Origin of the sequence: Candidatus Tisiphia endosymbiont of Nemotelus uliginosus (assembly GCF_964264755.1) — a bacterium.
Classification (GTDB): domain Bacteria; phylum Pseudomonadota; class Alphaproteobacteria; order Rickettsiales; family Rickettsiaceae; genus Tisiphia.
The window spans coordinates 628027-643610 of the sequence record NZ_OZ183481.1 but is presented as its reverse complement, the minus strand read 5'-3'; the positions used below and the strand labels follow the sequence as shown (position 1 = coordinate 643610).

Annotated in this window: 12 protein-coding genes and 1 tRNA gene; 6 read left to right on the top strand and 7 right to left on the bottom strand. The window is 32.1% G+C overall.

Annotation, left to right across the window (positions count from 1 at the left end; all coding sequences use genetic code 11):
• Positions 1-542: 542 nt before the first annotated feature.
• Positions 543-1274 carry an HD domain-containing protein gene (locus ACFELW_RS03320; protein ID WP_375330428.1) on the top strand — a complete coding sequence of 244 codons (732 nt, stop codon included), beginning with the start codon at positions 543-545 and terminating at the stop codon, positions 1272-1274.
• Here the strand turns inward: ACFELW_RS03320 and ACFELW_RS03315 are convergent.
• On the bottom strand, positions 1222-2610 hold the full coding sequence (locus tag ACFELW_RS03315) for an MFS transporter (protein WP_375330427.1): 1389 nt from the start codon (positions 2608-2610) through the stop codon (positions 1222-1224). The genes ACFELW_RS03320 and ACFELW_RS03315 overlap by 53 nt on opposite strands.
• Positions 2607-4001 carry an MFS transporter gene (locus tag ACFELW_RS03310; protein ID WP_375330426.1) on the bottom strand — a complete coding sequence of 465 codons (1395 nt, stop codon included), beginning with the start codon at positions 3999-4001 and terminating at the stop codon, positions 2607-2609. Before ACFELW_RS03310 ends, ACFELW_RS03315 begins: the two co-directional genes overlap by 4 nt.
• A 342-nt stretch (positions 4002-4343) precedes the next feature.
• Here ACFELW_RS03310 and ACFELW_RS03305 point away from each other — a divergent pair, with 342 nt between their 5' ends.
• Complete coding sequence (locus tag ACFELW_RS03305; protein ID WP_375330425.1) at positions 4344-4979, top strand: HD domain-containing protein; 636 nt, start codon at positions 4344-4346, stop codon at positions 4977-4979.
• Between the two features lie 31 nt (positions 4980-5010).
• Here the strand turns inward: ACFELW_RS03305 and ACFELW_RS03300 are convergent, their stop codons facing one another.
• From ACFELW_RS03300 to ACFELW_RS03280, 5 genes are all read right to left on the bottom strand, one after another.
• Positions 5011-6348 (bottom strand): MFS transporter, encoded by a 1338-nt coding sequence (locus tag ACFELW_RS03300; protein ID WP_375330424.1) that lies wholly within the window; start codon positions 6346-6348, stop codon positions 5011-5013.
• A complete protein-coding gene (locus tag ACFELW_RS03295; protein ID WP_375330423.1) occupies positions 6345-7736 on the bottom strand; it encodes an MFS transporter in 1392 nt (463 codons plus the stop codon). The genes ACFELW_RS03300 and ACFELW_RS03295 overlap by 4 nt, the downstream gene beginning before the upstream one ends.
• A gap of 220 nt (positions 7737-7956) precedes the next feature.
• The gene (locus tag ACFELW_RS03290; RefSeq protein ID WP_375330422.1) at positions 7957-8601 is read right to left on the bottom strand and encodes a hypothetical protein; all 645 of its coding nucleotides are present in this window, start codon (positions 8599-8601) and stop codon (positions 7957-7959) included.
• Positions 8602-8656: 55 nt separating this feature from the next.
• The gene (locus ACFELW_RS03285; protein ID WP_375330421.1) at positions 8657-9271 is read right to left on the bottom strand and encodes a hypothetical protein; all 615 of its coding nucleotides are present in this window, start codon (positions 9269-9271) and stop codon (positions 8657-8659) included.
• 52 nt (positions 9272-9323) lie between these two features.
• Positions 9324-10703: a hypothetical protein gene (locus tag ACFELW_RS03280; protein ID WP_375330420.1), complete on the bottom strand. Its 1380-nt coding sequence runs from the start codon at positions 10701-10703 to the stop codon at positions 9324-9326.
• 502 nt (positions 10704-11205) lie between these two features.
• Between ACFELW_RS03280 and ACFELW_RS03275 the strand changes: the two genes are divergently transcribed.
• From ACFELW_RS03275 to ACFELW_RS03260, 4 genes are all read left to right on the top strand, one after another.
• Positions 11206-11282 (top strand) — tRNA-Arg (locus ACFELW_RS03275).
• A 563-nt stretch (positions 11283-11845) separates the two neighbouring features.
• Positions 11846-12598 carry an ankyrin repeat domain-containing protein gene (locus ACFELW_RS03270; RefSeq protein ID WP_341759273.1) on the top strand — a complete coding sequence of 251 codons (753 nt, stop codon included), beginning with the start codon at positions 11846-11848 and terminating at the stop codon, positions 12596-12598.
• A 255-nt stretch (positions 12599-12853) separates the two neighbouring features.
• Positions 12854-13617 (top strand): IS5 family transposase gene (locus ACFELW_RS03265; protein ID WP_375330419.1). Its coding sequence is split into 2 segments (ribosomal slippage): positions 12854-13186 and positions 13189-13617, totalling 762 coding nucleotides; the frame shifts between segments, so codons are not numbered across the junction.
• Positions 13617-15539: a restriction endonuclease subunit S gene (locus ACFELW_RS03260; protein WP_375330418.1), complete on the top strand. Its 1923-nt coding sequence runs from the start codon at positions 13617-13619 to the stop codon at positions 15537-15539. The genes ACFELW_RS03265 and ACFELW_RS03260 overlap by 1 nt, the downstream gene beginning before the upstream one ends.
• Positions 15540-15584: the final 45 nt, after the last annotated feature.

Sequence of the window (15584 nt, the reverse complement as noted above, 5' to 3'; positions counted from 1 at the left end):
CTTAGCATTTTTGTCCAGTAGTGTGATCGGTAGCATATTTAAAACTAATTGTTGGTTAGTATATCTACTAAAATATTGTATGTCAATAATAAAAAATATAGAGGCACAACAAACGTCCTCTAATTAACAAAACCTTTTTTCTCCTGCTTTTTCTATACACTTATCTTTAACTATTTTCCGAAGTCAGGAAACTCCTTTCATATCTACGACTACCCGCACCATAGTGGGGGCGGTTGCTGTGCCGTTGACGTTCTAACCCTAGATAAAACCATTAAAGGCGATTTAATTGCCACTGCTTGGCAACTAGATTGGACTATCGGTATCCATAAAAATTTTGTTCATTTAGACCGACGTATTGATTATACTGAATTAAAACAGATAATATTTTTATATTAAAGTTAGAACAATAGAAACAATTATAGAATGCAACTTAAATATAACAGAATACTTATTATTTTAAGAAGCATATAATAAATTATTTGCTAGTATTTTAATTTTTAGTTTAATATACTTTATTATTAAAATAATGTAATAGGAGTTATATGGAAGATATTAATAATTGGGAAGCAAAGTATGTAAATTGTAACTATTCTGAGAGGTTAGTCAATAAATTATCCGAACTGAACCAACAAGTAACTATACCAGTCAATATTTATGAGATTAGAAAAGGTATATATTACGCAAAAAAATATCATGGTTCGCAGATGCGACAATCCGGCGATCCATATTACTCCCATCCGATAGAGGTAGCGTATATGGTTGCCGAATATACCGCACTAAATATGCCAAAATATTTCAGAACTGATATGATCATTACCAGCTTACTGCATTATACTATTGAAGATACAACCCTTACTGAAGAGATGATTACTCGTCTCTTTGACAAGCTAATTGCTAATCAAGTGGTAGATTTGACCAGGGTTAAATCTTATGGAAAGATTAGTGCGGCAGAGACATTGAATATATTATATTCTCAAAATAAAAAAGATATTTTAATAATAAAACTCTTTGATCGACTTCATAACATGCAAACTATTGGTGCTAAATCCCCTGAGAAAATTAAGAAGATTATAGAGGAAACTTTACAAGGGTTTGTAATCCTCGCTATATATTTAGAGATACCAGAAATAAAATTGAATTTTATAAAAATGTGCTTTCAACATTTTTCAACCACACACTGTTCGACATTGGATTTGCACAGTCTTTTCGATAATTTCCCGTCTATTTTCCCAATTTTCCAAGGTTTTCTTCGGAATAAATATCCACGTCTCTAAAAGCAATAGGTAAATCGTCACACTCTTTTGCCAACTTTTCAAAATGACATAGTCCGTAAGTAAAACCGATAATTATCGGAATCATAATAATCAATAAACTCCAATGAGCAAAATAGTCAGTAATGTAAATAAAACCAAAAGAGGTAATGACATATATTAAAGCCCTAGATGCAGCAAATGCAATACTAACACAGGTAAAACGTTTAAATACCGGAAAGCATTTATAACAAATGGGAAGAATAGGAGAGAAGCATTCAAGTAAAAGTATAACGAATTGAATCAAAAATAACTGATAAGGAGCATTAATATTATTCAATAAATACGGACAAAATATGATAAAAATAGAAGATATGAACAGTATAATTTTCATTGTTAATAATGGATGCACTTTTAAACTTAAATAACATAATATTGACCTAGTTATAAACTCCATTAGACAGACAATAAAATTATGATGGATAACCTCAGAAGTTGTATAACCAAAGCTGGTTTTTAAAATATTAGCACAATATATATAAAGAAAATAAAAAGTTACCGGTCCAATACATTGTAATAAAAACAAAGATATTACTGTTTTTTTATTAACTTTTTCTTGCAATACTGGGTGATTTGTTAAGTTAGCTGTATCAATATTAGCTTTTTCAAAAACTTTCTTAATTTGACGTTTGGCATCAGCAAATTCTGGGGTTTCCCGCAAGGTTGTTCTAGCGACAGATCCAATCAATGCCACTGCTGCACCAAGCCAAAATGCCAGACGCCAGTCAAAATCATACGAAGTAATGAGTGAGGCAACTCCTAAAGCCCCTGTACCCCCTAAGGCAGCAAAAGCTGACATTGATCCGACAGTTGCATATTGGGCTGGCGGCTTAATAGTTTCCATTAAATAAAGCTCTGCCCCTGTCATCTCTCCCATAGAAGATATACCTTGAGCAGCACGACAGATGGTCACTATCCAGGTAGCTGTTACCCCTATCTGAGCATAAGTAGGCAGATTAGCCATCACCAAACATGAGGCAGCCATCATAAAAGTTGTGATGATCACTGTTGCTTTTCGTCCTATAGTATCGCCCAGCCAACCAAATATTACTGCTCCAATAGGTCGAAAAACAAAGGAAGAACAAAAAGCAAAAGACACCATTAAAGAAGTTGTCTGAGGATCAGATGGTTCAAAAAATAACTCATTAAGAATCCCTGCCATATGAACATATAGCAGCAGATCAAAATATTCTAAGAAAGTCCCTATTGATAGTAACCCTACAGCTTTCTTTTGTTCTTTTGTAAGGCTAGTTTGCTGATTAGGGATAATTCTAGTGTTTCCTTGAACAATTTCACTCATAGTTGACTCGAATAATTGTTTTTTTCGGAATAAATAGCCACGTCTCTATGAGCAATAGGTAAATCGCCACACTCTTTTGCCAATTTGTCAAAATAAAATAGTCCGTAAGCAAAACTGATAATTATTGGAATCATAACAACCCATAATCCCCAATGACCAAAATGGTCATAAAGATAGGTAAAAGCAAAAGCAGTGATTACATACATCAAAGCTCGAGATATAGCGAATATAATACTAACATAGGTAAAACGTTTAAATACTGGAAAGCTTTTATAAAAAATGGGAGTAGCAGGTGCATCACATTGCCAAAATAAAAGAATAAAGGACTGAATCAAAAGTAACTCAAGTGGTGAATGAAGATTATTAAACCAATATGGACAAAATAACATAAAAATAGAAAATATTATGAGTGTAACTTTCATGATTAATAGTGGATATACCTTGTAACTTAAATAAATTACTATTAGCACAATTAATAATTGTATTATACAAGCAATAAAATTATGATGAATAACTTCAGCCATAGTATAACCAAAGTTAGTTTTTAAAATACCAGCACAATATATATAAATAAAATAAAAACTTACTGGTGAAGCACATTCTAATAAAAGTAGTGCTATTACTGTTTTTTTATTAACTTTTTCTTGTAATATAGGGTGGTTTGTTAAGTTAGCTGTATCGATATTAGCTTTTTCAAAAACTTTTTTAATTTGACGTTTGGCATCAGCAAATTCTGGGGTTTCTCGCAAGGTTGTTCTGGCAACAGAACCAACCAATGCCACCGCTGCACCAAACCAAAATGCCAGACGCCAATTAAAACCATGCGAAGTAACAAGTGAGGCAATTCCTAAAGCCCCTACCCCTCCTAGGACACCACAAACCGACATTAATCCGACACTAGCATATTGCACTGGTGGCTTAAGCATTTCCGTTAAATAAAGTTGTGCCCCTGTCATCTCTCCCATAGAAGATATACCTTGAGCAGCACGGCAGATGGTCACTATCCAGGTAGCTGTAACAACCCCTATCTGGGCATAAGTAGGCAGATTAGCCATCACCAGACATGAGGCAGCCATCATAAAAGTTGTGATGATCACTGTAAATTTACGCCCTATATTATCGCCCAACCAACCAAATATTACTGCCCCAACAGGCCGGAAAACAAAGGTAGTACAAAAAGCAAATGCCATCATTAAAGAGGTTGTCTGAGGATCAGTCGGCTCAAAAAACAACGCATTAAGAATCCCTGCCATATGAACATATAGCAGCAGATCAAAATATTCTAAGAAAGTCCCTATTGAGAGTAACCCTACAGCTTTTTTTTGTTCTTTTGTAAGGTTGGTCTGGCGATTAGGGATAATTCTGGTATTTTCTTGAACTATTGTACTCATAATTGACTCAATGTTGTTGTTGACTTCGTATAGTTCATATTTCCCATGTTACTTTTATTTGCTGTTTAATATACTTATTATATAACAGTTGATGATTTGACTAATGATAGCAAGGAAAAATAATATAGAAAAGTTGAAATAATAAATTTTGGGTTGTAACAATATCACAATCTTAATATAACCATGAGAGTTTTACCGCAACTTGAGAAGACAAAAATAGAGGATGTAACTTAAATATAACAAAATACTTATTATTTTAAGAAGCATATAATAAATTATTTGCTAGTATTTTAATTTTTAGTTTAATATACTTTATTATTAAAATAATGTAACAGGAGTTATATGGAAGATATTAATAATTGGGAAGCAAAGTATGTAAATTGTAACTATTCTGAGAGGTTAGTCAATAAATTATCCGAGCTGAACCAACAAGTAACTATACCAGTCAATATTTATGAGATTAGAAAAGGTATATATTACGCAAAAAAATATCATGGTTCGCAGATGCGACAATCCGGCGATCCATATTACTCCCATCCAATAGAGGTAGCGTACATGGTTGCCGAATATACCGCACTAAAGATGCCAAAATATTACAGAACTGATATGATCATTACCAGCTTATTGCATGATACTATTGAAGATACAACTCTTACTGAAGAGATGATTACTCGGCTCTTTGACAAGCGAATTGCTAATCAAGTAGAAGGCTTGACTAGGGTTAAATCCTATGGGAAGATCAGTGCGGCAGAGACATTAGATTTATTATATATGCAAAAGAAAGATGATATTTTAATAATAAAATTATTTGACCGTTATCATAACCTACAAACTGTAGGAGTGAAGTCTCCTGAAAAAATTAAGAAGATAGTTGATGAAACTATTAAAGATTTTTTAATTTATGCAATATATTCTGGAAGAATAGAGCTTGAGCAAAGTTTAGTTAAAAATTGTTCTAAAGCTATTTATACGGAGTGATCTTTGATAAAGAGCGGGGATACTACACTTTTTATATATTAGGGTAATTTCCCTCCTCTTTTTCTAACTTTTCAAAGCATGATAAGCCAAAAATAAATCCTATTATTATCGGAATTATTACAAATAATATGCCCCAATTACCAAAATATTCTACTAAATATACGAAACTAAAAGAAGTAATAACATATACTAATGCTCTAGATATAGCATATATAACACTACTATAAGTAAAGCGTTTAAAAACTGGAAAGTGTTTTAAAAAAATTGAATTAACTGGAGATGCGTCACAAGCAAAGAATATTACCAATATCTGAATTAAAAGTATTCCATATGCATTTTCCGCAATGTTTATCCAATATGGACTAGTAATTAAAATAATAGAAGATATAATTAATTTAATCCTTAGAATTATTAATGGGTAAACATAGTGCAATAAAGGTATTAGTATAAAATAACTTAACACTTGCACTATTGAAACTATTAAATTGTTATGAATAATTTGCTCTGGTGTGTATTTAAAAGAGTATTTAAGAATGTTAGCACAATGTACATAAGCAAAATAAAAACATAACGGCCACATGCAATCTAATGCTAATAATGCTATTGAGGTTTTGATACTAACCTTTTCCCGTAGAATAGGATGCCTTTCTATGCTTTTAGTATCTTGATTGAATTTCTCAAAATCAATCTGTATTCGACGTTTTGCATCTGCAAAATCAGGGGTTTCTCGTAAACGTGTTCTTGCAACTGCACCAAGTATAGCAACGCCTGCACCAAACCAGAAAGCCATTCGCCAATTAAATCCATATGTGGTAACTAATGATGCAATACCTAAGGAACTCATTGTTCCTATAGCCACAAATAAATTGATAGTAGCTACAGCTGGATACCGTGCAGGTATATCTATAGTCTCTGTTAGATAAAGTTGTGCTCCAGTTATTTCTCCCATAGATGACATACCTTGGATAATACGACATATTGTTATAGAGACAGAAGCGGCAATACCAACTTGAGCATAAGTTGGTAAATTAGCCATTGTAAAACAAGATAATCCCATCAAAAAAGTTGTTATAACAACAGTCGATTTACGTCCAAACTTATCACCAATATAACCAAAAATTAAAGCTCCTACGGGTCTTAAAACGTATGTAGAGCAAAAAGCAAATGCTGTGTATAAAGAGGAGGTGAAAGGATTAGAAGGCTCAAAAAACAACTCATTCAATAATACTGCCATATGGACATATAACATCAGATCAAAATACTCCAAAAAGGTGCCTATGGATAGTAAACCAACAGCTTCTTTTTGTTCTCTCGTAAGACTAACTTGAACAGGGATAATTCTAGTGTTTTCTTGAACTAATTCACTCATAATTGACTCGAATAATTGTTTTTTTCGGAATAAGTAGCCACGTCTCTATGAGCAATAGGTAAATCGCCATACTCTTTTGCCAACTTTTCAAAATAAAATAGCCCGTAGGCAAAACTGATAATTATCGGAATCATAATAACCCATAATCCCCAATGACCAAAATTGTCATAAAGATAGGTAAAAGCAAAAGCAGTGATTACATACATCAAAGCTCGAGATATAGCGAATATAATACTAACATAGGTAAAACGTTTAAAGACCGGAAAGCTTTTATAAAGAATTGGGCTAGCGGGACCTAAGGATTCCCCTAATAAACTTATAACGAATTGAATCAAAAATAATTGATAAGGAGCATTAATATTATTTAATAAATATGGACAAAATATGATAACAATAGAAGATATGCTCAGCATAATCTTTACAGTTAGTAATGGATATATTTTTAAACTTAAATAACATAATGTTGATATGATTAAGAAATCCATTATACAGACAATAAAATTATGTTGAATAACTTCAGCCATTGTATAACCAAAGTTAGTGCTTAAAATATTACCACAATATACATAGTTAAAATAAAAACATACCGGTGAAGCATTTTTTAATAAAAAGAAAGCTATGATAGTTTTTTTATTAACTTTTTCTTGCAATACTGGATGGTTTGTTAAGCTAGTTGTATCAATATTGGCTTTTTCAAAAACTTTTTTGATTTGACGATTGGCATCAGCAAATTCTGGCGTTTCCCGCAAGGTTGTTCTAGCAACAGAACCAACCAATGCAATTGCTGCACCAATCCAAAATGCCAAACGCCAATTAAATCCATGCGAAGTAACAAGTGAGGCAACCCCTAAAGCTCCTAATCCTCCTAGATCACAACAAGCCCACATTAATCCTACAGTTGCATATTGGGCTGGCGGTTTTATCGTTTCCGTTAAATAAAGTTGTGACCCCGTCATCTCTCCCATAGAAGATATACCTTGCACAACCCGGCAGATGGTTATTACCCAGGTAGCGGTAACACCTATCTGAGCATAAGTAGGTAGATTAGCCATCACCAGACATGTCACAGCCATCATAAAGGTTGTGATGATTACTGTTGATTTACGCCCTATATTATCACCCAACCAACCAAATATTACTGCCCCAACAGGTCTGAAAACAAAAGAAGTACAAAAAGCAAATGACATCATTAAAGAGGTTGTTTTAGGATCAGACGGTTCAAAAAATAACTCATTAAGCATCCCTGCCATATGAACATATAAATATAAGTCAAAATATTCGAGGAATGTACCAATTGATAGTAACCCTAAAGATTCTTTTTGTTCTCTTGTAAGGCTGGTCTGGCGATTAGGAATAATTCTGGTATTTTCTTGAACAATTTCACTCATAGTTGACTCAATGTTATTGTTGACTTCCTATAGTTCATATTTCCCCAATGGTTATTTTGTTAAACATAATTTTTATTCTGTCATTGCGAGGAAGACCGTAGGTCGACGAAGCAATATTACTCCGTCATTGCGAGCGAACACACGTGAGCGTGGCAATCCACACAGTGTTAGTGGATTGCTGCGTCGGCTTACGCCTCCTCGCAATGACATTTTCTAAACCCTACATAATTACACAACAGCTAGAACCCTCAGCATCTCTACCAGTCATTGCCGTTTCATCTACTTGTTCAAGCGGATTCAGACAATCATCAAAACGAGAAGTAGATGCTCCGCCTATTTCATCATAAGGAAGTGTTGGATATAATGACTGCGATTCTTTACAATGATACTCTAATTGTCCTTGAGCCCAAACTGCGTTTGCCGCAGAAATTTCTGCATCCTTATTAGGATATTTTTCGCTGATTACCTTAATAGCATTAACCCATTGTTCTGCCTCTGACAAAACATCGTTATAAGTTCGTGTAGCATCCTTCTTAAATATGTTTAAACAGGTAGTATCACCTAGCTTGGCTCCGACAGCTACAAATAACTTATCTTTATATTCATTCTTTTCCACTCCTAGTCCTTCACGATGAAGATAAGCAAGAGCAGCAGCAGATTCTGCCTTGCCAAATAATAAAGCATTTCGTAAATCATTATTTACCATCTGGTAAAGTTTTTCGACTTTTGGCAATCCGCATTCCTTTTGTATAGTCTCTGCTCTGCTCATTTGAGTTAAAGCATTTTCATACAAATTATTAGCTGTTCTCAATAAAGTCTTTTCTGAATCTATATAACGATGACTCTCTTTAATTTGTTTTGCCATATTTTACCTATTTTTTATTTATCATTAAATTATACAACGGGTTGCATATTGGGAGTTACCTACTATAACTTTTAGGACTTTTCTTTATATTCTTTACATTAGTTGTATTATTTTGATAAGTGGAATTAGTCCTGTTTTCTTTGGCTAATTTTGCAAATTTTTTTATCTCTGACTGGAATTGTTTACAATGCGATTCTAATTGTCCATCAGCCCAAACTGCAGCAGACACAGCAATTTCTGCATCTTTGTTAGTATATTTTGTGGTGATTACGTTAATAGCCTTAACCCATTGTTCTGCCTCTAGAAAAACATCTTTGTATATCCGTGTAGTATCTTTTTGCAATATGTTTAAACAAGTAGGATCACCTAGCTTGGCTCCGACAGCTACAAGTAACTTATCTTTATATTCATTCTTTTCCACTCCTAGCCCTTCACGATGAAGATAAGCAAGAGCAGCAGCAGATTCTGCCTTGCCAAATAATAAAGCCTTTCGTAAATCATTACTTACCATCTGGTAAAGTTTTTTAACTTTTGGCAATCCGCATTCCTTTTGTATAGTCTCTGCTCTGGCAATTTGAGTTAAAGCATTCTCATACAAATTATTAGCTGTTCTCAGTAAAGTTTTATCTAAATCTATATAACTATAACTATCCTTAATTTGTTTTGCCATATATCACCTATTTTTTATTAGTACTAAATATACAACTAGTTACGTATATTAGTTATCTACCATGACTTTTAGTATCTTTTTTTACATTATTCGTATTATTTCGATAAGTGATATTAGTATCTCTTTCTTTCTGTTTATCAAGAGTTCCTTTTATAGAGAGGAATTTTTTATTTGCTATATCACCAATATCTTTAGCTTCTTTCTGCAATCTATCTTGTTCTAAATTTTGAGAAATAACTGTGGTATCATTAGGAGAAATTTGAACAACAGAAGCTTGTTCTTTAACATTTTTAGATGATTCATTTTCTTGTAGAATGCTAGTGTTGTTTAAAAATGCATTGCGTTGGTCAATATCTGCAATATTTTTAGATAATTTATCTTCTTGCAAAAGGCTACCACCGCTTAAAAAGGCATTACGCAGATCATTATCTGCAACTGGCTCATCATTTTTAATAGCATTTTCTTGGTTTTTTATTAAGCTATCAAATTTAGTTAACATTTGATATTTTGCAGAATCTTTATGTTTATATTTATCAGCTAACTCTTTATAAGATTTATAACCCCCTACCTGCTCCAAAGCCTGAATTTGCTTATCAGCTACATCCATCACTTCTTTAGCTTCTGCAATAACAGGTTTTAGTTCTTCTCTTTTTTCGTTCTTATGTTTTATTTTTTGTTTTGCTGTCTCAAGCAAAGTTGAAGATTGCTGTTCTTGTGGCTTTTGTTCTTCTTTCTTAACAACCTCTTCTAACTTTTTCTTCTCTACCTTTAATTTGGCATCATAAGCACATAATCCATCATAACGTTTATGTACTTCTTTCTGATGCCTATATAATTTTCTATCTTCCTCTATTTGTGCTTCATTCTTGATGAAAGGTCTTAATTTGCTTGCATCAATATCTTTACCTTTCAGATTTTCATCACTAAGATAATCAAACAACTCATTATGTTTCTTAGTTTCTTCCTTAGTTTCCTCTATACGCTTAGCTATATTTATCTCAAATTCTTCATGTTGCTTTTTCAACCTCATCCCTTCTTGATGAAATTCTGCTAACTTCTCCGCTTCTAATTTTTCAGCTTCCTTTTCTAAAAGTGCTATTGATTCTTGTAGTTTAGCCTCTTCTGCTGCTTTTCTGATATTCTCCCCTTGGTCAGAAAGGTTCTTTTGTTCAGCACGCTCCTCTGCTTTTGTAACAGCAGCTTGTAAAGCTTCCAAACTTTTTAGTATTTTTGGCGGAAGATCACTAGCTAACAAACTACTGATAGCACTATTGAGTCTTGCCAACTCAGCTGGGTTAGTGGAATGAATCTGTTTGATAATCTCATTAACAATATTATCAAACTGAGCTAAATAAGCTGTATCTTTCTGCCCTTTATTATTTTTATCGTCTTTGTCGTCGTCAGAATCATCAGCCATATACCGTGTTTTCACCGTGTTTAAATCTTGTTAGCAATAGTTATAATTTTAATTAAATATAACCTACATTAAATAGTCAACTAATTTTTTATTAAAATATATTTATTTTTTGTTAATAAAAACAATATTCAATACTCTACTCGCATGGGATATGGTTTTGATGGTTAATACCCCCTTAATTTCATGTGATATTTTAGCCAGGTCTCTTTTTATATAATTTTTGCTCCTCTTCATCTGGAAGATTAAGTAGCTATTCTATTAAAAAATCTAATTTAAACTTCATACTTCCTAATCACTTATCCTATTACTTGCATTATCAATAAGCGTTATGTAGAGAAAAGTTATTATTTTTCACTTGAAAAAAATGCTTTTAGCTGATATAAGACAAACAGCTTTGTATATACTATTTTGCGTATTTGAATTTCTTATTTCATTTATCATGGAATCACATGCTTTATGGTAGCTAGCGTCTGCTCAAATTCAATTATAAGTAGGTCTTGAAAGCATGCGAGTATACGCACCCTTAGCTCAGCTGGATAGAGCAACGGATTTCTAATCCGTAGGTCAAAGGTTCGAATCCTTTAGGGTGCGCCAACACCATAATCAATTAGGCAGAAGACGCCATTGACAACCTGTTCTAACAATAAACCATATTACTTCAATAAACTGTATGAGAAAATTGAACATATTAGAAGAAATAAGCAACTACAAGATAACCTTTGAAGATATAGAAGGAATCGAAAGAATTAAAAATTAGACCTCTTTCGAAACTAATCATAAGAGTTCAAAATTATAAATTCCAGCTATAAGATTAAATCTTGACTTCTACAATTTATTACTGTTAACTGGTACAATTAGCCCTATGTTAACTAACACCCACAATTTCGGATTAACTTTGTTAATCCAAAATTGGAATAATAATGTAAACAATTAGGCTAGAAGCGGTTCGTCGCTTGATTGTTAAAATAATAAAAATGGCTAATAATCTTGTTTTTAATCTGAAAAATAAGATTATTAGCTAAAAATTAGGTGCAAATGCATTTGTAAAACCGCTTCAAGAATGCATTTTCCTTATTACTTTACCAGTTTTGGATTAGAACTTTTAAATTCTAATCCAAAACTGAGGTTAACAATAAAATGTACAATATGAATATTATATGCCCCTAAGTGAAAGAGAAAATGATAAATTTTGTGATTTAATTGAAGCTAAAGAAGTTTCTGCTATACAAGAATTTTTAGCAACTAAGCCAAATTTTAATATGAATCAATCAATACTTTGTATTTCATGTTGCTCTTTTTTACAGTTTGCATTAACGAACAGTTCTTTTGATGTTATTAAACTATTAGTCGAAAACTCTATAGAGAGTCCTGAAAACTATAGAGATGGAAGAGGTAATACTGCTTTTCATGATGCAATACTCTTAAACCAACCTAAAATATTAGCATTTCTTATAAAGAAATATCCTCATTGCGTTAATACTGTAGATGATAGTGGCAATACTTTGATACATATAGCAACTCAACAAAAAAATATTGATGCAACACTAGAACTTTTAAACACAGGAGCAGACTATTCTCTATTAAATAGCCAAGGAGTAGCAGTAAGTTTTATGCCTTTATGGAAAGATAATAATCAATGTCCATTAAAATTAACTCAGCTCTATCATAAGCTTATTTCTTTTACTAATGTTACTCCAAAACTTAAACAAGAACTCACAACTATAACAGAAGAAATACCATCGCTGAAAAATTTAACTATGGTTACAATCAAAGAATTAATAGGGAATATGGATGCGGCGATACTAGAACTAGAGATACCTAAGGGATTAATAACTTCAATAAATAATATGTATCCTATATATTTGGACTATGGTGAAGTAGCTGAAACACAATCATTAGGCTTAGCGTAACGGAACGTACGAAAAACGAAATACATTGCTTGTATCCATAATTTGAAGTAGTTGAGATTTAATCTTACATTTAGTAAAATAAACAAATTATTAAATGGAGATTAAAATGAATTTAAATCAGAAAATAATAAGACCAAAAATAGGATTAGTTGAACTAGGGCGGATTAGTTGAACTAGGGCGTGTCATCAATTAAGTTGACATAAATATTAGGATGAGGCAAATTAGATATTGGTAAAAAAATAAGAAGGTGACCAATGCGCAGATATGCTTTAAGAGATGATCAATGGGAAAGGATAAAGGGTATTTTACCTGGAAAAGAAGGAGACGTAGGAGCAAGTGCCAAAGATAATAGATTATTCGTAGAAGCTGTATTATATAGATATCGTGCTGGTATACCGTGGAGAGACTTACCAGAAAGATTTGGAGATTTTAGAGTAATTCATACAAGACATACACGTTGGAGCCAAAAAGATGTATGGAAGAAGGTTTTTGAACTACTTGCACAAGATGCAGATAATGAATATAGTATGATTGATTCAACGATTGTTAGAGTACATCAACATAGTGCCGGAGCTAAAAAAAAGTCATAGTAGATGACCAAGCAATAGGTCGTAGTAAAGGTGGTTTATCAACTAAAATTCATGCAACTGTTGATGCTTTAGGAAATCCGACAGCTTTTTATTTAACCCCTGGTCAGTCGCATGATTTACAAGGTTCTGATGCTTTAATGGAAACTTTGACAAAAGCGGATACCGTAATTGCAGATAAGGCTTATGATGCTGAGGCAAGAATGAGGAATAAGATAAAAGATAAGAATTGCACTCCTGTAATTCCATCCAAGAAGAATCGTAAATTTCCTGTAGAATATGATGTAGAGCTTTATAAGTATCGTCATTTAATTGAAAATTTCTTTGCAAAACTTAAACAATCTCGAGGCATTGCTACGCGTTATGATAAACTAGCTCAGAATTTTCTGGGAGCAATTTATTTGGCTTCTTCTGTAATATTACTTAATTGATGACACGCCCTAGGGAATTTGCCAAAATATTTAATGAGAGTTTTGTTTTAAAAACAAACTCGATACTTGGTACGCTTTCAGAAGCAGAAGAAGAAAAATATGACTTAATTTTAACAAACCCACCTTATGTAACAAGTGGTAGTAGTAATTTAAAAGAAGAGATAGCTAAAAATACTACGTTAAAAAATTATTATAAGATAAATGCCATGGGTATTGAGGGGCTTTTCATGGAGTGGATTATAAAAGCTCTTAAGAAAGGTGGTAAGGCTTTTATAGTTATTCCTGATGGAATTTTTAATAGACAGAACGATAAAAATTTAAGGCAATATATTTTAGATAGTTGCTATATTGATGCAATTATTTCTTTGCCATTAAAGACATTTTTTACAACGACCAAAAAGACTTATATTTTAGCGATTACAAAAAAATTCGATATTTCTGATATTCAGACTGATCCAGTATTCACCTATTTAGTTAGTGAAATTGGTGAAAGCAGAGATGTAAATAGATTTGATATTGAGCAAGATGACTTAAAAGAAGCTGTTAATTTGTATAACGCTTTTAAGGGTAATAAGAAGTATTTTGCAAATCTTAATCATGATAAGAGATGTAAGATAGTTTTGATAAATGAATTTGACAGTGGTAAAAATTGGTCTGTAGAAAGATGGTGGAGTAAAGAAGAAAAAATTGAGTTAGCTATTGGAGAAACAGACCAAATGGTTTCAATTAGTGAATTTAGCGATATAATTAGGGATTTAGGAATGATCTGTAATGAATTTAGTAAATCATTGCAAGATAGCGTTCTTTATAAATTTGATAATGAAATCGGACGTTGCCAAAGTATCAAAATAGAGGATATTTTTAATATAAAAAAGGGAATAGCAAAATACACTAAGACTTATATTAAAGAACATGAAGGTTCGTATCCTGTCTACTCAGCAAACACCAAACAAGATGGTGTTTTAGGTTATATAAATCATTTTGATCATGAGGTGGAATCTATCCAGATTACTACTAATGGATATGCTGGCACAGTTTTTTATAGGTCAAAACATAAATTTAGCATAAATGGAGATGCAAGATTGTATATTCCAAAATGTGATAATCTTGATTGTTTATATCTATCGTTTGAATTACAAAAAGCATTAGATAAAAATAACTTTAATTGGGAATATAAGCCAACCATAGAAAGAACAAGAAATATTGAAGTCAAAATTCCAATTACTACAGCAGGTGAATTTGATTTACCAAAACAACAGGAGATAGCAAAAAAATATCGTAAAATCGAAGAAATAAAGCAAACAGTTGAGGAATACAAATATAAAATAGATAAACTTGTTATCAAAATTGATAGAGAAACCAAATATTGCCAAAGTATCAAAATAGAGGATATTTTTGATTTATCACAAAAAACGAATAACAGTAAATTTACAAAATCCTTTATTGAGAAAAATAAAGGCAATATTCCTGTGTATAGTGCTTCAAAAGATGAAAATGCTATTGATTATGGTTATATTAAAGATAATCTAAAAGGGGTGAAATATTTTGAAGATTGTTTAACTTGGAATATTGATGGTTCAGTTGGTAAAATCTTTTTGAGATTCAATAGATTTTCTCTGTCCGAAAAAGTTATACCTTTAATTTTACGAGATAAATTTAAAGGTTGTGATAAACTATACTTAAAATATACCATAGAGAATGAATTGACTGCTAAAAATTTTGGGTTTGCAAATAAAGCAGGAAAAAGCAAAATTAAAAATATTGAAGTCAAAATTCCAATTACTACGACAGGTGAATTTGATTTACCAAAACAACAGGAGATAGCAGGAGAATATCGTAAAATCGAAGAAATAAAGACTAATATAAAAAGAGAACTTGAAAAAATAGAAAATATAAAAGTTGATGTTGGTTTATCCTTGTAGAAGTCAAGATTTGATCTTACAGACACCATAAATTAACTTATTAGA